The organism is Candidatus Nealsonbacteria bacterium (assembly GCA_026016225.1).
GTDB lineage: Bacteria > Patescibacteriota > Minisyncoccia > Minisyncoccales > JANBVM01 > Nealson33H.
In genome coordinates, this window is sequence record CP061210.1 from 452,327 (window position 1) to 470,677 (window position 18,351).

Annotated in this window: 24 protein-coding genes; 8 read left to right on the forward strand and 16 right to left on the reverse strand. The window is 33.7% G+C overall.

What is annotated here, in order from left to right:
- The first annotated feature begins 1 nt into the window (after position 1).
- From IB617_02370 to amrA, 5 genes are read left to right on the forward strand one after another with little or no spacing between them, the layout of a single operon-like run.
- Entirely contained in the window at positions 2–616 is a 615-nt protein-coding gene (locus IB617_02370) for a hypothetical protein (GenBank protein ID UZE92981.1), read from the forward strand.
- Positions 613–1,980, forward strand: coding sequence for a glutamine synthetase (locus IB617_02375; GenBank protein UZE92982.1), 1,368 nt, complete (start codon positions 613–615; stop codon positions 1,978–1,980). Before IB617_02370 ends, IB617_02375 begins: the two co-directional genes overlap by 4 nt.
- 10 nt (positions 1,981–1,990) lie before the next feature.
- A complete protein-coding gene (locus IB617_02380) occupies positions 1,991–2,299 on the forward strand; it encodes a hypothetical protein (GenBank protein ID UZE92983.1) in 309 nt (102 codons plus the stop codon).
- Between the two features lie 20 nt (positions 2,300–2,319).
- Entirely contained in the window at positions 2,320–2,997 is a 678-nt protein-coding gene (locus tag IB617_02385) for a class I SAM-dependent methyltransferase (GenBank protein ID UZE92984.1), read from the forward strand.
- On the forward strand, positions 2,994–3,557 hold the full coding sequence (gene amrA, locus IB617_02390) for an AmmeMemoRadiSam system protein A (protein UZE92985.1): 564 nt from the start codon (positions 2,994–2,996) through the stop codon (positions 3,555–3,557). The genes IB617_02385 and amrA overlap by 4 nt, the downstream gene beginning before the upstream one ends.
- Before the next feature lie 66 nt (positions 3,558–3,623).
- Here the strand turns inward: amrA and IB617_02395 are convergent, their stop codons facing one another.
- Entirely contained in the window at positions 3,624–3,923 is a 300-nt protein-coding gene (locus IB617_02395; protein UZE92986.1) for a PadR family transcriptional regulator, read from the reverse strand.
- A gap of 6 nt (positions 3,924–3,929) precedes the next feature.
- Positions 3,930–5,033, reverse strand: a complete 1,104-nt coding sequence (locus IB617_02400) for an inositol-3-phosphate synthase (GenBank protein ID UZE92987.1) — start codon at positions 5,031–5,033, stop codon at positions 3,930–3,932.
- 55 nt (positions 5,034–5,088) lie between these two features.
- Here IB617_02400 and IB617_02405 point away from each other — a divergent pair, with 55 nt between their 5' ends.
- Genes IB617_02405 through IB617_02415 form a run of 3 tightly spaced genes read left to right on the forward strand, consistent with a single transcriptional unit; the run spans position 5,089 to position 6,652 of the window.
- Positions 5,089–5,391, forward strand: coding sequence for a helix-turn-helix transcriptional regulator (locus IB617_02405; GenBank protein UZE92988.1), 303 nt, complete (start codon positions 5,089–5,091; stop codon positions 5,389–5,391).
- A complete protein-coding gene (locus IB617_02410; GenBank protein ID UZE92989.1) occupies positions 5,388–6,056 on the forward strand; it encodes a hypothetical protein in 669 nt (222 codons plus the stop codon). Before IB617_02405 ends, IB617_02410 begins: the two co-directional genes overlap by 4 nt.
- A 32-nt stretch (positions 6,057–6,088) precedes the next feature.
- Complete coding sequence (locus IB617_02415) at positions 6,089–6,652, forward strand: elongation factor P (GenBank protein ID UZE92990.1); 564 nt, start codon at positions 6,089–6,091, stop codon at positions 6,650–6,652.
- A 10-nt stretch (positions 6,653–6,662) separates the two neighbouring features.
- On the opposite strand, the gene IB617_02420 is transcribed toward IB617_02415, so the two are convergent.
- The 14 genes from IB617_02420 to IB617_02485 all read right to left on the reverse strand — a co-directional run bounded on the left by IB617_02420 (position 6,663) and on the right by IB617_02485 (position 18,252).
- On the reverse strand, positions 6,663–7,016 hold the full coding sequence (locus IB617_02420) for an adenylyltransferase/cytidyltransferase family protein (GenBank protein UZE92991.1): 354 nt from the start codon (positions 7,014–7,016) through the stop codon (positions 6,663–6,665).
- A gap of 71 nt (positions 7,017–7,087) precedes the next feature.
- The gene (locus IB617_02425) at positions 7,088–7,771 is read right to left on the reverse strand and encodes a phosphopantothenoylcysteine decarboxylase (GenBank protein ID UZE92992.1); all 684 of its coding nucleotides are present in this window, start codon (positions 7,769–7,771) and stop codon (positions 7,088–7,090) included.
- A gap of 64 nt (positions 7,772–7,835) precedes the next feature.
- Entirely contained in the window at positions 7,836–9,284 is a 1,449-nt protein-coding gene (locus IB617_02430; protein UZE92993.1) for a DUF2330 domain-containing protein, read from the reverse strand.
- Positions 9,285–9,370: 86 nt separating this feature from the next.
- Positions 9,371–9,946: a class IV adenylate cyclase gene (gene cyaB, locus IB617_02435; GenBank protein ID UZE92994.1), complete on the reverse strand. Its 576-nt coding sequence runs from the start codon at positions 9,944–9,946 to the stop codon at positions 9,371–9,373.
- A 185-nt stretch (positions 9,947–10,131) separates the two neighbouring features.
- The gene (locus IB617_02440; GenBank protein UZE92995.1) at positions 10,132–10,509 is read right to left on the reverse strand and encodes a hypothetical protein; all 378 of its coding nucleotides are present in this window, start codon (positions 10,507–10,509) and stop codon (positions 10,132–10,134) included.
- Between the two features lie 155 nt (positions 10,510–10,664).
- Positions 10,665–11,249, reverse strand: coding sequence for a hypothetical protein (locus IB617_02445; GenBank protein UZE92996.1), 585 nt, complete (start codon positions 11,247–11,249; stop codon positions 10,665–10,667).
- A 184-nt stretch (positions 11,250–11,433) separates the two neighbouring features.
- On the reverse strand, positions 11,434–11,934 hold the full coding sequence (locus tag IB617_02450; GenBank protein ID UZE92997.1) for an ATP-binding protein: 501 nt from the start codon (positions 11,932–11,934) through the stop codon (positions 11,434–11,436).
- A gap of 535 nt (positions 11,935–12,469) precedes the next feature.
- Entirely contained in the window at positions 12,470–12,772 is a 303-nt protein-coding gene (locus IB617_02455) for a hypothetical protein (protein UZE92998.1), read from the reverse strand.
- A gap of 246 nt (positions 12,773–13,018) precedes the next feature.
- Complete coding sequence (gene mltG / locus IB617_02460; protein ID UZE92999.1) at positions 13,019–14,212, reverse strand: endolytic transglycosylase MltG; 1,194 nt, start codon at positions 14,210–14,212, stop codon at positions 13,019–13,021.
- On the reverse strand, positions 14,209–14,949 hold the full coding sequence (locus IB617_02465; protein ID UZE93000.1) for a hypothetical protein: 741 nt from the start codon (positions 14,947–14,949) through the stop codon (positions 14,209–14,211). The genes mltG and IB617_02465 overlap by 4 nt, the downstream gene beginning before the upstream one ends.
- Entirely contained in the window at positions 14,946–15,158 is a 213-nt protein-coding gene (locus IB617_02470) for a hypothetical protein (protein UZE93001.1), read from the reverse strand. Before IB617_02470 ends, IB617_02465 begins: the two co-directional genes overlap by 4 nt.
- Positions 15,145–15,549 carry a hypothetical protein gene (locus IB617_02475; protein ID UZE93002.1) on the reverse strand — a complete coding sequence of 135 codons (405 nt, stop codon included), beginning with the start codon at positions 15,547–15,549 and terminating at the stop codon, positions 15,145–15,147. The genes IB617_02470 and IB617_02475 overlap by 14 nt, the downstream gene beginning before the upstream one ends.
- Positions 15,550–15,731: 182 nt before the next feature.
- Positions 15,732–17,327, reverse strand: a complete 1,596-nt coding sequence (locus IB617_02480; protein ID UZE93003.1) for a dihydroorotate dehydrogenase — start codon at positions 17,325–17,327, stop codon at positions 15,732–15,734.
- On the reverse strand, positions 17,320–18,252 hold the full coding sequence (locus IB617_02485; protein UZE93004.1) for an NUDIX domain-containing protein: 933 nt from the start codon (positions 18,250–18,252) through the stop codon (positions 17,320–17,322). The genes IB617_02480 and IB617_02485 overlap by 8 nt, the downstream gene beginning before the upstream one ends.
- Between the last annotated feature and the right edge of the window lie 99 nt (positions 18,253–18,351).

Here is an 18,351-nt window from a genome sequence, read left to right on the forward strand (position 1 = left end):
AATGTCTAAAATAGTTTTTGCAACTTTTGCTCCTCATCCTCCAATACTTCTTCCTTCTGTTGGTTCTGAACAAGACCGCCTTAAGCTTAAAAAAACTATTCAAAGTTTGGAAACCTTAGGAGAAAAGCTGAAAGAAAAGGCGCCTGATGTAATTTTAATTTCTTCTCCTCATCCTGATTGGGGATTTAACGTTCCTTTGTTTTTTTTAGCTAAAAATTTCAGGGGTAAAATAAAAACCTATTTAATGGGAGTAAGAGAACCTGAGTTTTATTTTAAAGAAGGGAAAAAAGTCTACCAAAGTCTTGAAAAAGGTAAAAAATATGCTTTAATTGCTTCAGGTGACCTCTCCCATTGTTTAAAAGAAGAAGGACCTTACGGTTTTAATCCACAAGGTCCCAAATTTGATAAAGCCTTAATTGAATATTTGAAAAAAAAGGATATTGATAATTTTTTAAAACTAAATGAATATTTTCCCGAAGCCGGAGAGTGCGGTCTTCGTTCTTTTTGTTTCTTGTTGGGAATTTTAGAGGCTTCAAGCATCAATTGGAAACCAGAAATCTTATCCTATGAAGGACCTTTTGGTGTAGGTTATTTAGTAGCCAATTTTAATCTATGAAAAACTTAAATTTTAAAACAGAAACTGATGTTTTAAGTTTTCTTAAAAAGAATGAAAATAATATTCGATTTGTTAGGATAATCTTCCCTGATGTTTTAGGAAGAGAAATGAGCTTTTGCATTCCCTCAGAAAAAATGAAATCTGCTTTTTTGCAAGGAGTAGGATTTGATGGAAGTTCAGTAGAAGGCTTTGCCAGGGTTGAAGAGTCAGATTTGATTATTGTACCTGCCCCTGAAACCTTCAGGGTTTTGCCCTGGGGTTATGAGTTTCAAGATGTGGGGTGGAAGGAGGCTGTTGTTTTTGGTGATATTTTTACATCAAAAGGAAATCGCTTTCAAGGAGATTCTAGGTATGTTTTAAAGAAAAGCTTAGAAAAAACAAAAAAATTTGGCAACCTTTACGTAGGTCCTGAACTTGAATTTTTTATTTTTGAAAATGAAAAACAACCAAAATTATTAGACCATGGAGGTTATTTTTATGGGGGGAAATTGGGAGAAATTAGAAAAATTGTTCAAATTTATCTTCAAGAAATGGGAATTAAAGCTGAGTGCGACCATCATGAAGTAGCTCCAAGTCAGCACGAAATAAATTTAAGATATAGTGATGCTCTAAGTGTGGCTGACTCAATAGTTTTAGCCAAATATGTAATAAAAAGAGTGGCTCGAAATTTTGGCTTTTTCGCCTCTTTTATGCCAAAACCAATCGCCAGAATTAATGGTTCCGGGATGCATCTCCATTTATCTTTGTGGGAAAAAGACAAAAATTTATTCTTTAAAGACAAAAAAGAACCCTTATCTAATTTAGCTAAAAAATATCTAACAGGATTAATCAAGTATGGCAGAGAAACTCAATTAGTTTTGAATCAATGGGTTAATTCTTACAAAAGATTAATTCCAGGTTATGAAGCTCCTGTATATTTGGCTTGGGGAAGAAAAAATAGGTCAGCCTATATTAGAGTTCCTGAGACTCACCTGGCAAAAGCAAACACTTCCACCAGAATTGAAGTTAGGTCTCCTGACCCTGCCTGTAATATCTATTTAGCTTTAGCTATTATCCAGGCAGCGGGGGTTCAAGGAGTTAAAGAAGATTTGAAGCTTTTACCTCCCCAAGAAAAGGACATTTTTGAAATGAAAGAAAGCGAGATGAAGAAAAGAAAGATTAAAATTTTAGCTAAAAATTTAAACGAAGCTTTAAGGCATTTTAAGAATAGTAAATTAGTTAGAGAGACCCTTGGCGAGCATTTATTTAAGAAAATAATCCAAAACAAGAAAATCGAATGGGAAAGATACAAAAAAGCAGCTGGTAAAAAATTTGAAAAGTCAGTTAGTCCGTATGAAATAAAAGAGTATTTACCGGTACTTTAATTAATTCTTTATGAAGTTTACGGTAAAAAATAAGAAAAAACATAATATTACAACTTTAATCAGAGCGATTGGTTATCGTTATTTAGGTGAAGATGAAGATAGAAAAGAAATAAAACTTGTCAGACCTTTAGAAATAGGCGGCTATCCAAGATTTCATCTTTTTTTGAAGACAGAACCTAAAAATCAAGAGTTTCTTTTTAATCTGCACTTAGATCAAAGGAAGCCGGTTTATAAAGGCGCTCCGGCTCATGCGGCTGACTATGAAGGAGAAGCTGTAGAAAGAGAGGCAGAAAGAATTAAACAAATTTTAGAAAAGTAATGTGCTAAAAATTAAAATAAATGTTTAAAGATTATAAGTGGCTTTCACCAAAATTTAAAAGAACGCAGGCAATAATAAAACCAATGCTGAAAATGCTTCAGGAAGAAGGAAACAATCTGAAGGTTCTAGATATAGGATGTGGGAATGGCGTGGTTTCAGAATTGATAGTTAAAATGGGAAATGAAGTTTGGGGAATTGATGAAAATGAAGAAGCACTTAAAGAAGCTAAAAAGAGAGAAGTGAGAGTTTTTAAAGGAAACTTGGAGAAAAATCTTCCTTTTGAGAATAAATCTTTTGATGTGCTTTGGTGTTTGCGGGTCTTAGAACATATTTTTCACACAGAGCACTTTCTAAAAGAATGCCACCGTATTTTAAAACCTAAAGGCGTATTGGTTATTACCGCTGACAACATAGTTTCTCTACCTAATCGAATAAGGGTATTTTTCGGCCTTTATCCCCTTAGGGTTGCTCCCAGTGAAAATTATCCACGGTTTACCGACCACGTAAGATGTTTTACAAAATCCACTTTTAAAAACATTTTAAAAAATTCAGGTTTTAAATTAGAAAAAATCACATCAGACTTTGTTTGTTTTAATTTTGGTCAATATAGTTTTCCCCCTCGTTCAGAATTTTTGGGGAAAATACTTCCATCATTAGGCTCGACATTAATTGCCAAAGCGAGAAAAACTGAGATATGAATGATTACATTTCACTTGCAAAAACAGCAGTTGAAAACTATATAAAAGAGAAAAAAGTAATTTCACCCCCCGAAGATTTACCAAGGGAATTTTTTGAGATAAAATCTGGCGTTTTTGTAACTATTGAGAAAGACGGAAAATTAAGGGGTTGTATTGGAACTTATTTAGCGACCAAAGAGAATATTGCCAGAGAGATTATTTCAAATGCTATTGCTGCTGCCATCGAGGATTATAGGTTTGGTTCCACTCGGGAAGAAGAACTTCCCTATCTTTCTTACACTGTTTATATTCTAAACGAACCTGAACAAGTTAAAGATATTAAAGAATTAGATACTAAAAAATATGGTATAATTGTAAAAACCATTCCTATTGTAGATGTAGATAAAACAGATGTAGTCTTTAATGGCCATTTACCTCATAAAACAGGACTTTTACTTCCTGATTTGGAAGGAGTAAACACCATAGAAAAACAAATTTCAATTGCCTGCCAAAAAGCAGGAATTAATCCTCAAAAAGAAAAAATAATCATCTACCGATTTATTGTAAAAAAGTATCAATAGTTTGGAATTAAAAAAAGCGGCTTCAGACCTCTCAAAAAAGCCGCTTTTTTCTCAATTTTCTTTACTTTACAATTTTTCCAATAATTCTTGAGAAAAACTTTTCATCTTTTCAAGTTCTCTTATTCCTTTTTTTGTTGTGCTAAAAGCAGGTTTTCCCTTAAACCTTTCTTTTTTAATGTATCCCTGAGTTCTGAGAAGATATAATACTCTTTTTGTTAATAACTTGCCAGGCAAAAAGCCAAATTTTTCAAAAATCAAACTTCTAATTTCTTCATTTGTAATTTCTTTTTCTTTTCCCAGGGTTAGAATATAAATCCAGAGATTATTTTCAGTATTTGATTTTTTAAATCTCTCAAATGGTAACATAAATTTCTATTTTTCTCTTTTTCCTAAAATGAAATCTTCAACCATTTCTCTTGCTTTTTCGTCTGTAAATTGAATCGGTGGTGATTTCATAAAATAAGCTGAAGCTGAAATTAAAGAACCTCCTATATTTCTATCTAAGGCAATCCTTAATAATCTAATAGCATCAATCACGCACCCTCCAGAGTTTGGAGAATCTTCAACAGAAAGTCTTAATTCAACTTCAACCGGCATATTACCGAACTTTCTTCCTTCAATTCTGATAAAACAAACTTTATTATCTTTTAACCAGGGAACATAATCTGAAGGACCCACATGTAAGTTGTCATAACTTAATCTTTTTGAAAGCTGAGATTCAACACTTTCTGTTTTTGAGATTTTTTTTGATTTAAGGCGTGAGCGAGAAAGCATATTTAAAAAGTCAGTATTTCCTCCTACGTTTAGCTGATAAGATTTATCTATTTTGACTCCCCTTTCGGAAAAAAGATGGCTCAATATCCGATGAATAATAGTAGCTCCTACCTGAGACTTAATATCATCTCCGATACAAGGTAGATTTTTCTTTTTGAACTTTTCTGCCCAACTTTTATTTGAAACTATGAAAACCGGCATACAGTTTAAGAAAGCGCACCCGGTTTTTAAAGCTGCTTTGGCATAAAATTCTGTTGCTTTTTGAGAGCCAACAGGACAATAATTTATTAAGATTTCAGCTCCTGACTTTTTTAATTCTTTTACAACGTCTACAGGTTTTTCTTTTGATACGGCAAACCTTTTTTCTTCAGGATAATTTTTTAAGTGTTTAGCTACTCCGTCTAAAACAGGACCCATTTTTACTTTTGCCTTCAAATTTGGTATCTTAGAATTAAAGACTTTTGTACAATTAGGTTTGGCAAAGATTGCTTTTGAAATATCTTTTCCAACCTTTCTCTTATCAATATCAAAAGCAATTACAGGTTTTATATCAGACACTCTGTATTTGTTAATAAGATTGTGCATTAAACCGGGTATTAATTCATCGTCAGTTTTTACGTTTTTATAGTAAAAAATACCCTGGATTAGAGATGAGGCACAATTCCCCAGTCCTACAATAGCAATTTTGATTCCTTTTTTCATTTTATTATATTATTAATACTATTTTACGCTGGTAAAATAGTCTGTCAAGAGCAAGATGTTGCCAATGGAACGACTTCAAAAATCAAATACCAAGGAGAATTTATGGCTCTATATTCTTTCTCTGCTTAAAAAGAGGAAGATTTACGGTTGGGAAATCCCCACTCTCATTAAAAAAAACTTTAATTTTAAACCAGGTAGAATTACTCCCTACAGAGTACTCTATAGATTAGAAAAAGAAGGTTTGGTTAAAAGCAAAATGGAAGAAAGAAGAAGAATTTATCAAATTACAAAAAAGGGGGAAGAAGAATTGAAACGAGCTAAAGGATTTTACAAAGAAGTTTTGAAAAAATTAAAATGATTAATAAAAAAGTAGCTCAAATATTATACGAGATAGGAGAATTATTAGATATTCAGGGAATAGCTTATAAACCTAAAGCCTATCGAAAAGCTGCCAAGGCTTTAGAGAACCTGAAAGAAAATATTTCTCAAATTTATAAGAAAGAAGGAATTAAAGGGATTAAAGAGGTTCCGGGTATTGGGAAAAGTATTGCCGAAAAAATTGAAGAATATTCAAAAAATAAAAAAATTAAATATTATGAAGAGCTAAAGGAGAAATCAGTCATTCGACAAATTATTACTCATTATTTTAAAACGAAGGGATTGAGTTTAGTAGAACTTAAAAAAGACGCTAAAAAAAGAAAAATAGTTTACTCCCGCTTCACTAAACCAGCTAAGCAACTTTTAGTATTAGCGGGATCTGTAGAAAAGGCAAAAAAAGCCATTGACAAAGTAGCTAAATGGGCGAAGTCAAGAGATTTAGATTATGCCATTGAAACAGTTTTTAAGAAATGGTTAGAATTAGACAGGTTAAAGCCAAAAGAAATTATAAAAAAACCCTATTATAGAGGAGATCCAATGATTTGGTCAGAAACAAAAAGAAAATGGTATGTTATAGATGAAACAGGCAGGTGGTTAGAATTTGTCGGCAAAGAATCAGAAATGGAATGGAGAATTATAAAATAAGCATTAATAATTGAATATTGAATACTAATACTATGGTTTCTTATTCTGAACTAAAAAAAGGCGTAAAAATTATTTTAGAAAAAGAACCCTATGAAATAATTGACTCAGCTCCCATGTTTAAAGCAAGGGGGCATTCTGTTTTGCAAACGAGGTTAAGGAACTTAAAAACAGGAAATGTTATTTCCCGTACTTTACATCCTTCTGATTCCTTTGAAGAAGCAGATATTTTAAAAAAGAAAGCTAAATTCCTCTATTTCCATAGAGAAAAGTATGTCTTCTGTGATAAAGACAATCCTTCAAATAGATTTGAATTAAAAGCTGAACAAATTGAAGGAAAAAAAGGATTTTTAAAACCAAATCAGATTGTAGAAGCTTTAATTTTTGGGGATGAAATAATTAATATTTCTTTGCCCATTAAGATTAATTTGAAAGTAACAGAGGCTCCGCCCGGTCTCAAAGGTGAAAGGGCTCAATCAGGAACAAAAACAGTTAGTTTGGAAACAGGAGTTAAAATAAATGTTCCCCTCTTTGTTAAGAGAGGAGACATAATTGAGGTTAATACTGAAACAGGAGAATATGTAAGAAGGATTGAATAATAATTAATCCCTATTTTTTTCCTGGGTGGTTACTGGAATTTGTAGAATAACCGCCAAACCTTTTAATTCGAACATGCTTAAAATTTTCTAAACCGTCAGGCAATTCCTGGTCATATCCTAACGCAATTATATCAGGCTTTATCATTTCTACAATTTTTGTTTTATTTTTAGGGTCCCCTATTAAAATTCTATCAGCTATATTTAAAGACTTTAATATTTTTTTTCTTTCTTTAGCTGAAATAGCATAAGGTTTTTTATTATTTTTATCATTGGTTAAAACGACGATTAACTCACCACCGAGCTTCTTCGCCTCTTTTAAAAAGTATATATGTCCTGGATGGATTAGGTTGAAGCATCCACCCACTAATATTTTTTTCTTGGATTTTGTTTTGATATTAAAATTTTCCTTTAAAAATTTTCTAAATCACTATTGGATTATCTTTCTTCTTTAATTTTACTGTAAATTACATCCCAAACTCCTGCCGCTATTTTTTGCTTCGTATTAATAGCAAAGTGAACAATCTTTTTAGTTGAGTTGATAATATAAACTTCATTGGTATCGACTCCGAAACCACAGCCTTCTTTTCCTATATCATTAGAAACCATCAAATCTAATTCTACTTCTTTGAGTCTGTTGTATGCCTTTTCAATTAACATCTTTTTAGATACATTAACTTCTGCCTTAAAAGCACAAATAAAGACACGGGGAGCCACTTTTCTTGCCCGTTCAATTACTTTTGGTGTTGGTTTTAAAGGAATAACGAGGCCTTTTTGTTTGGATGGAATTTTACTTCCTTTTTTTTTAACAGGAGTGTAGTCAGCCGCTGCTGCAGTTGCAACAAAAACATCATAATTTTCCTCTTTTAATTCTTTGACCACGGCTCTGCACATTTCTTTCGTTGTTTCAACATTAATTACTTTAGCATTCTTGGGCAGTTTTGCTGTTCCCTTTCCCCAGACAATGGTTACCTTAGCTTTTCTATCTAAGGCTTCTTGGGCCATTGCTACCCCCATCTTTCCGGAAGAGGCATTGCTTATAAAGCGAATGGGGTCAATATATTCCCTGGTGGCACCGGCTGTTATTAATACTTTTAAATTTCTCAAAGCTGAACTTTTCATCAGATGTTTTATTTCTTATTGACTTAAGATAACAGGTCTGTTTGATGGCTAATTAAACCCGTTTTTATTCCCCACTTAACTTCTTCTCTAAATGTGCCCGGGTTGAAGATCCGACAAAACCAGTGCCTTTTATCAATCTTATGGGTGCTAAAATTTCTGAAGCGTATTTTTCTTGATATCTAATCACTGCTGCCTTAGTAATCAGCCCGAAATATCCCGTAGCTCCAATACCTGGTCTTTCCCATACTCCTTCTTCTATTAATATCCTTTGTAAAGCTTTAACATCATCACCCTTCATTCCTAAAGTTAAATTTAGATTAAAAGTTAATTCTTTTTGTTCAACCGATAAAGATAATTTTTTTAAATAGTCTTTAGTTTTTGAGCCGAAATATCCTGTTCCAGATTTCAGATTAAGTGGTTCTAAAATATCTTGACTGTATTTCTCTTGAAATTTTGCCAGAGTGGTTTTGGTAATTGGTCCAAAATAACCAGTAGCCCCGACCTCAGCATCCCATAAACCTTCATTTATCAATATTTGCTGTATAGTTCTTACTTCTTCTCCCTTACTTCCTAATGTTAAACTTTTATCCCAAAGAGAAGAGGGAAATAGCATTAAATCTCTTTTTAAATCATTTAGTTTGGCATAAATAGAGGCTTTCCTTACTTGAACTTCTTCTTCAAACAAATCTGCTACTTCTTGGGAAATTTCTTCTAATTCTTTTTTAGTTAATTCCACAGGATATCCATAATTACTAAACCAATAACGTCCGTAGTAACTATAAGGGACATTGGTGAATTTAACTTCTTTTTTGGTAATAAGAAATAGATTAATCTCAGCTCTACTTTCACTAATTTCCGAAATTCCGCTGATGAGAATTGGATAATAAAGAAAGTCATTTTCAAAACTATAAATTAAGGGTTTTATACTTTCTTTTTCCTGACCCGCTTCAATAACATCAAAAACAAAGTATTTTATATCTTTCTTCAAATAATTAGCTACCCCATCTTTGAATTCAGAAGAAATTTCTTTTTGCTGAAATCCTTTATTTTTAGCAAAATCTCTCACCCAATCTAAGAAATAATCTAAATCATTTACTTTAACCACCGTTATGTCATGGGCTCCAATTCTTTTTTGAAAAGTAATTTCTATCCCAATAGCTGGCACCTGAGCTTCTTTGTCCCCTAATCCCGGATATTGCTTTCTGGCTGCTTCTATTTTCTCGTTCATAATCTCTATTAGCCTTTCAAAAGATTCAAAAGTTCCTTCTTTGATTTCCGAAGGATTAGAGGGCAAGGGTATAATCCTTAAAGCAGTGGTATTAGCAGAACTTTCTATATTAATGGAAAGAATAATTATTTCCTCATCGCCATTCCAGGCCACTATTGCATTCTGAGCAGATTGATCTAAATGAACATCAGGAGGCCAGGGAATCATTCCCCCATCAGCAAAAACCAAAACAGGAAAGATTAGAATCAAAAAACTTATTAAAAGGTAAAAATATATTTTTTTCATGTTTTTATTTTTTACTTAATTGTTTAATTGTTAACCTTTATATCATTCTATCACAACAAAAACCCAAGAAAAACTCTCGGGCAGCGCTATTGTTCTTCAAACTTTACTTCTTCCGGGAATAACAATTGAAATGGATAACCTACATAATTCCTTTTTATCTTTCCACAACCAAGGTTTTTAAGAAAATCTATCATTTCTTCTGTAATTTTTTTGGGATTTGGGTTTTTATCGGGACCAACATATTCAATTTCCACGAAATATCCAAGTCCTTTTACTGAATCTAAGGAAATTTCGTAATCTTTGTATCTCCAAACTCTCCTTTTTTTATCCACTTTAACGATGGATTTAAAATTAAGAACATCTAATATCTTTTTTAATTGAGTTAAATCTTCTAGATTGGTCTGGTATTCATTACAATAATGGCTTTCCCCACTTTCATCAAAGTGCCAATTTTTATAGTTTATAGAGTGTTTACCATCTGAATTTCTTAATCTTAGCCACTCCTTTACAGGACGAACTTCAATAAAATTGCGATGAGTTGGAGAAAAGTACTCATCTATTTGATGTTTTTCTGATTTAAATTCAGCATTTCTTTCTAAAAAATCTATTAAAGGCTTACTTTCTTCAATATTGACTTGAATTTCAATTTCAATATCTTTCATATTTGTATTCTATCAAAAAATCGCCTAAAAGGCGATTTTCTGAAGCTAACTCCCACTATTGGACGCGTTCAGAACCGTTGATTGGGGAAAGATTAGAGAAAATCTTCAAGATTTGAAGACTCTTTTGGTTAAAGTTTAAATAAAAAAATGGTTTATCTGTTTAAACAAACCATTTAAAATGTTTTTTAACCATCTATCGTTTCTGTGTAAACCCCAGCCTCTTCCGCTGCCACCATTAGTTTTCCATCGGGAACTTCATTACGAGAACGCATAACATCAATTCCTTCCTCATCAGTTCTCTTAACTAAAGCTTTCGTTTCAAGCTGTTTTTCATTTTCAACTCCATCAAGCCAAGTAACACTTGGATAAAGACTCCAAGAGCCATCTTTATTCTGTATTTCTACTTTTCTTAGAAGCATTACTCTGTTTCCATCTTTTTTCGGAAGAGCTGGGTCATAATTACAATGACACGATAATTCAATTAAATTTTCTTCATCAAAACGAAGAGCAATTTCTTTATAGGTGCCTCTTAAATAATCCTTCGTCTCTACTATTCTTTCCATTGTTAAAGAATCACCTCTCTTCCTTATTTAGCAAACTCTACAATAAAAGTCAAGACCGAGCCAAAGGCTCGGGCTTCAATAACTCCAAGAGACGGACAAGGTTAGAACCTCTTTAATGAAGGTTTTGGAATAAAAAAAAGAGGTTAGTAGCCTCTTTAAGAAGTTTCTATAGACAAAACAGGGGTTGTTGCCAATTCAAGTCCAGAATCATCAAGGCGTTCAAGCACCATCTCGTCACCGATAATAAGCTTTGTTATCTTGCAACGACTGAAATCAAGTGGTTTTCTATCACGAGAAACGTTCCGCTCCCCTTCCTCGTCCTTGCCAAAACGATATACAGAGTTCCTGGTTTTAACTATAAATGATCCATTGGGAATTTCTTGCTCTTTCCTTAGCTTCAAGCCTAAAACCCTTTTATAGATGTCTGAAAACATTTCTTGAGTTTTACTAAACCCAACAATTTCATGATGTCTGCCTCCTATGTCGGGATGTTGGTATTCTGGGTCTCTGTTGTAACGTTTTTTTAAGGAATCCAGATATTCTTTATGTTGTTCTAATAAATCCAACACTTCTTTGATTTTTTCTTCGTCTTGGTCGGTTGCGTGCATTAAGACATTAATAACATCGAATAACAGGCCTTCCCCATAACTATCTAAAATCTCTTCTACTCTTTTATACAAAGAGCCAAGTTTATCTTTTAGAAGTTTTTTTGCAGCTTCAACATTAAACCTTTCTACCATTTATATCATCTCTTTTATATTCCTTTTCATACTAAAGATTATTCAATTTTACATATTCCACTGATGAGTCTTCCATAAATTTAGAGATTAGTCAAATAAAAACCCGAGCCAAAGGCTCGGGCTTCAATAACTCCCCGCAATAGACGATGTTAGAACCTGTTATCTTTGCTGTTTGTTTTTGCGGTTATTCTACACCGTCTTCGATTACTATATGCTCTTCGTCATCGTCTAGTGGCTCAAAACGTTTTTTGAAAGTTTTAATTGCCGCTTCGTTTATATAAAAAGCGTCTTTTGGTGAATCATCGCTACGTTTTAAAGTTCGTTGCTTCATCAATTCATCGGAGCATTTAATGTGATAGAGCTGAAAATTTGCCCCTGCTTTTGTGATGCGATCTCTCATTTCATCTCGTCGAGACCTACTCCAAAAACCATCGTCCAGAATGATATCAACACCAGCTTTTAGACATTTAAAAGCGGTATCTAACAAAAGCTTGGTCGTTCGTTCATGGTACTCGGCAAACTTTTCAGCGGGTGGATTGCTACCGTATAGAGAAATCATCCACTCATCGTTTGTAAATCGCAAAGCACCTGTTTTCTTTTCAAGCTTTTTAGCAAATGTAGTTTTACCAGCACCGACGAACCCATAAAGCATATGAGCAACGGGCTTTTTATTAGACTTTTTCATAAAAAACGTTTTGAGTTGTAATCGATTATATCACCAAGCGGAGCAAAAACAAATGGCAGATAACTCGTTTTTATACGAAGTCTATTCATAATTTATAATAAAAATGTATATTATACGAAATCATGATCAAATTACATAATCCTTCCTTAGATTAACTCTATTAAGAGGGGTGTCAAGAAGAAAATATGGCTATCGTCTTCTTAGTTTTCCCTTTTTATAAGCAAGGTTTTCTACCTTCAAAATAACTCTATTTTCCGAAAAATTCAAGGAAACTAAAACCCGAGTTTCTAGCTCGGGTTGAGTGGTCACGTAAAATGACTGCGTCGTCACGTGGCCGCGTGATGAATTCTGTAAAGAATTCATTTTACGCGGCTCCGGCGGCAGGATTCGAACCGAGGCCTCTCGGTCCTCGAACTACGCACAGCGATGCTGGCATCCTCGGTCTAGAACTTGAATTTCAAAAAAAATAGGAGAAAGAAATTTCTTATTTCATCTCCCTTAATATCTCATTATCTGAATAAATTGATTAAATTACTTAGTTCTTTAGTGCTTGTTTAAGTTCTCTAGCAGATTTTTCAAGTTTATTTATAACTTCTTCTCTCCAAACTTCCTCTTTTTCTTTTTTTTCCTTTGGCCACACTATCTCTCCCAAAAGGACACAAAAAACATAGTAATTGATTTCGGGTTCATCCCACTTACCTTCGTTGTAATTCCACTCTTCTAGCAGAACTCCATTTTCTTCTGCTATTCTTTCAGCTATCCTCCTCTCCCACTTTTCAAGTACAATCGCTTTTCCCAATTTTATACCTGATTCACCATAATCATAATAATATGACATCCAATCACTCCTTTTTTTATTTTTAAAATATCTTTTATATTATTTAAAGTTACAATAATTTATTAAAAAAAGCAAGTTCATTACAGCTTGAAAAAAATTAACTCCGGCGGCAGGATTCGAACCCCTCTCGGTCGTCCTAGGAGGATAGGCGTCTCGGTCTCTTGAACCAAGCACAAGTATTATTCTTCATTCTAATAGTAAGCAAAATGTAAGTTGGAGGATTGGAATTTCTATACTTGCTCCTGATTATTTCTTTCGAATTATTGATGGTATAAATGTATTTTCGCCCGTCCATCTGCCTGCGGCAGTAATATTCTCTCCAGATTGAAAATCTTTTAATTCTACCTTGCCTCCATCTTTGTTCAAAAGTGTCGTTTTCTCGGTAATTGCCAAACTTATTTCCTTCCCTTGCTCATCTCGTATTGTGATGACTTTGGCACTTAATGCTATATCTGTAATTGTTCCTATTATAGTTTCGAGAAGGTATTTTTCTATGTTCTCTTTGTGTTCCTCGTAGGTTTTGGCAAGGTGAATTTGCCCCTCGCTGTCGTGTAAGTAGTAAAGGTAATCGCTGGGCTGGTCGTAGACTACTGCTTCAATTGCTGCTAATCCCGGATTGCAGATTGGGGCTGGCGGTTTACCTTCGTGCAGGTAAGTATTATATGGCGATTCTATTTTGTATTCTTCTGGCGTTACTGGTCTCCACCACCTGCCTTGTTCTCCGACAACGTATTGGATGGTTGCGTCAATTTCTAACGGCATTGGTTTAAGCAATCTGTTCCAAATAATTCCCGCTATCAACGGCATCTCTTCTTCATTGGCTGCTTCTCTTTGAATGATAGAGGCAAGAATGATTGCGGTATCATTACGGATGTTTTGCTCTGCGAATTCTTTAAATATTTCTTGACACTTCTCATTAAAATTACTTTCCATTCTTTTAGCCGCTTGTTCTGCCATATTTTCAAAATTAAGCACTTGAAGTAAATAAGTGTCGGGGAACAAATATCCTTCTTTGGCGTAATCTAAGAATTCCTCTTTTCTGTTGTCTAACCAATAAAGTTCTTCTTGTAATATCTCGGCAATTTCTTCCTTCCGCAGTCCTTCTGGTATTACTACCCAATTCTGGTATCGAAATCTAATAAAAGTATCTACTAAAGTCCAGACATTCATATTTTTTGAAATTTTGTATCCACCTGGCTCTATCTTTCCTTCCCATCCTTTTGTTTTTAATACAAACCTAAATGCCCACTCGCTTCTTATATAACCCTGTTCTTTTAGTTTATATATTAGTTCTTCTTCGGTTGTACCGAGATTAATAACGATTCTCTCCATTTCTAATCCTTTTTCTGGAGCTGAAAATAAACATTGGTATATTCCAATAGGAATCCCTATCACCAAAATTATCCCGCTTATAATTCCAATTTTTTTATTTCTAGTCATAGTTTTTCACCTTCTTTTATCTCTTTAAGATTTTGATAGATGAGATAGTTGTAGATTACAGAAAATGGAGTAAAGAGAATCATAAAAGCAAACTGACCAAGATAAGGAATAAATTGGGCGCCCATAGAAAGAGGAATGGTAATAATTATTATGGCATAAACTCGCTTGGCTGTCGGCCACCAGTATCCTTTAACTAATTGTTTGCTTCTTGAAAGGGCTTTAAATCCTCTTTTGTCTTCGCAGATAACTATATAATAAGAAAAAACAAACCAGATAGCAAAAATAATACCAGGGATTATAAAAAGCAGAAATCCCAGCCCAATAGCCAGTCCAGTTAATAGAGAAACCAAAAAGAAAGGCCAATATTTAGACCAGCCGTTTTTAATGGCATCTTTAATTCTCCATTCTTTGGGAACTTCTTTAACGGCAGAAATAAGAGAAGTGGCCCCCAAAATACTTACGAGAGATGTGGCTAAAATAATGGACAAGAATAAATACCAAGGCAGAGTTAAAAGCGGTTCGGCTTTGGCGGGCATAAAAATAGGAGTAGGTGAAGGTTGGACTCTCGCTTCAGGGAGTTTGGGAATTTCCAAACCGATAAAATTCATTATTAAACCCGTGATTCCAAAAAAGATAACCGCAATCACTAAAAACTTCTTGAAATCCTTTTTATAGATATTCCAAGAACTTCGGAATAGATCCTTTATGCCTATCAGTTTTTGTGTTTCATTTGTCATCTTTGCTTTTTTTCTATTCTCTTATTTAGATAACCCTGGAGAAAGAAATAAACAACAAAAAACACTAAAGCACCAATTAATGATTCAATTAAATCAAATTGTCCGTGCCGAAGGTATTTTACTAGTGAAAAAGCAATAAAAAACGAAACTGTTGTGATGATCGCAATCGGCAAAGGATTCTTTTTTTGTTTTAGATTACTTCTTAACATATTTCCTTGATTTATTACTGTAATAAAATAAGGCAATACTGAATACCAATAAGATAAGGAATATCAGAATTACTAAAGGTGGTGGTATTTCAGAATCCTTTATATAAGCGTGGATTCCAAAAACGAGCATTAACAAGCAGGTAAAAGCATAGAGAGAAGCAAACATATATCCCACAGGTATTACATCAGAAAGGGCCTCCTCTTCGCTTCTTTTATAAAATCTTTTGATGAACAAAGCTATAATTACTCCGATTATTAAATAAGCAAATAATCTAATACCATAATTTGCTGGTAAATGTTCTAAAATAAGATATAAAACAGCGGGAACAAAAACTATGATTATTAATGATAACCTGAATATAAATTTTAATGTTTTTCTTGGGTCTTTCATCACTCCCATTCTACCAAAAAACCGCCCGAGAGGCGACTTTTTGTTTATACTTAAAATTCGATTTCCTAGACGGATATGGCGATTTTTTCTCGAACTGCTTTTAAAATATGAGGACTTTCGGTCGCTCGAAAGGTCTCACTAGTCTGCTCTACTACTGAGATTAGAACCTGTCTAATGGGTATTTAAATCTGGTGAGACTTTAAAAAATTACCATCAACGCAACTCCTATATCCTTTTGAAGTTGCACAACTCCCACATAAACCAATTCCACATTTTGTTAAAAACTCTATTGCAGAATATATTTTCTCCGGATTTATATATTTACTTTCCTTCCGGATAGCAGCTTTTACCATAGGCTTTGGACCACAGTTTATACAATACTCTGGTTGGGTATTTTTTATAATTTCTTCTAACACATCGGTTGCTAATCCTTTGTAACCTATTCCACCGTTTTCTGTAACAAAATAAACTTCATCAAACACTTTCTTAAACTTTTTTAAATCAGGCAAATGATTTTTATCCTTTGCTCCTAATAATGCAATCATATTTTTGTTTCTTTTGCCAAAAAGATATAAAGCAGCAATACCCGTTCCTCCTCCAACCAAAAGAGTCTCCCCTTTTATTTTTGGAGAAGTTCCGTAAGGACCACGTGTGTAAATAACATCATCTTTTTTCAAATTTAATAACTCATTTGTAAAATATCCTCTTTTCTTAACAAGTAGAGTTAAAGGTTCATCATCAAACACAGAAAACGGTTTCTCTCCCTTCTCCGGTAGCCAGACAAAAATAAATTGCCCTGGCTCTACGTTTATACCTCTGTCTAACTTTAAAATAAATAAATCCTCAGCTATCTGTTTATTCTCTTTCACCCTGTATCTTTTATATTCCATTTTAGTATCTTTTAAAAAGCCTTCTGCGTTGTTTGTTCCGTTTTCTAAATCCAATAGCAATTCGTAGAAATATCTTTTTATCTCTTCTGTATTCATTCCGACCAATGCAGAGCCTATTCCAAAAAAGTTGGCACCTGCTTCCTTATATCTTTTTATATCTTTTATTGTTGAAATGCCGCCGCATGAAATTATTGGCAAATTTGTAATTTTTCTTAGCTCTCTTACACATTTTAAACCAATCTCTAAAATTGCCTTTCCAGAAATACCTCCAACTTTATTTGAAAGAATTGAATAGCTGTCATGTAAGCACGTTTCCGGTCCCTTTGTATTTATTGCTGTTATTCCAGAAGCACCTCCTCTAATTGCATATTTTACAGTTTCTTTTACATCTAAATTGGGAGAGATTTTTACGAAAACAGGTTTTCCTAAAGAAGCAATACTTTTTGTTAATCTCTCTACCAATTCCTTATCTCTACCCACAACCTGACCGTATTCTTCAGAATGAGGACAAGATATATTTAGCTCAAATCCATCACTATAATTATATAGAATTTTGGATATTTCTTTTAATTCCTTTTCACAATTTCCAAATACTGAAGTCAATAAGAATTTATCATTTGGAATACTTATTTTTGATAATCTTTCTGCGAATTCTTTTGCTCCGGGGTTAGTGAGACCAACAGCATTAATAAAAGATAAAGGAGCATATTGGGCAATAATAGGTTCTTTATTTCCTTCACAGGATTTTATACCAATACTTTTTGTAGTTATTATTCCCAATTCCGGGATTTCATTAGCAAACTTTTCAATAACTGATACCTCTGTAGTAACTATACCTGAGGGTATTGTAAAAGGCGCACTAATTGTTTTGTGAAAAAAATTATACATAGGCGTAACGGTCAGCATATAATTGTAGGGTATGGCGAGCATTAGGCTCTATTGGAAGATCACGGAGTGCAATTTGTGCCGGTATCCAAATATAATCTTCTGCCTCTTCGTTTAATCTAACATGCTTACTTTTCACATTAACTACGTTATCAACAAAAATATGTTGTATCCCTGACAAGTAATAACCAGAATTCTTTATTTGATCAAAAGTGCAAAGATGCTCTCCAACTTTCCCCTCTAAACCTGTTTCTTCTTTAACTTCTCTAAGTAAAGCATTTTCAAGGCGTTCATTTCTACGAACTTTGCCACCTACAATTGAATAACGCCCCTTCCACTTATGAGTTTTTACAAGAAGAATTTCTTTTTCTTTTTTTCCAGAATCATATTCAATAATTCCTCCTGCAGCCACAACAGAACCAGGAACCATTAAGTCTTCCCAGAGTTTATGAATTGTTTGTTGGTCCTGCGTTATTTTAGGTTCTGGAAGTTGCCCGTATTCTTGAATAAATCCAGCAAGATCTCGGGCTTTCCAGATGGAATTTTTATGCACATATACAGGATGATCCCGTGGGCTCTCTGAAAAAAAACATCTTACATTTGTAACTTGAGCGATACCGAGCTCATAAGATGCACTTTTACCTATGTATCCTTCTGGATCTATAAAGTAACTGAAACCGTTTTCTCCTAATCTCTTCAGATTATGCAAATATAATAATTCAATTATCCGAGGATCTTTATTTTCCTCTCCTTCTAAAAACGCAAAACCCTCTACAGAAGAAGTGATTTCTGCTTCACGTGGCGCTAAAACTTCAATGCCAGCTTCAGTAAAAATACGGTGAGTATTTTTAATTAAACCCCAATATTTGCGGAAACTGCCGTGCAACACACACCGAAAAGCTGTTTTTTTATTATTAGCTAATTCCATACTTTTCCCGTCTTCATATTTACCCGATATGATGAAAAAATCAAGCTTAAAATGAGCTTGATTTTACTATCTTGGCTCTTGGACGCTTGCCCTTCCGAA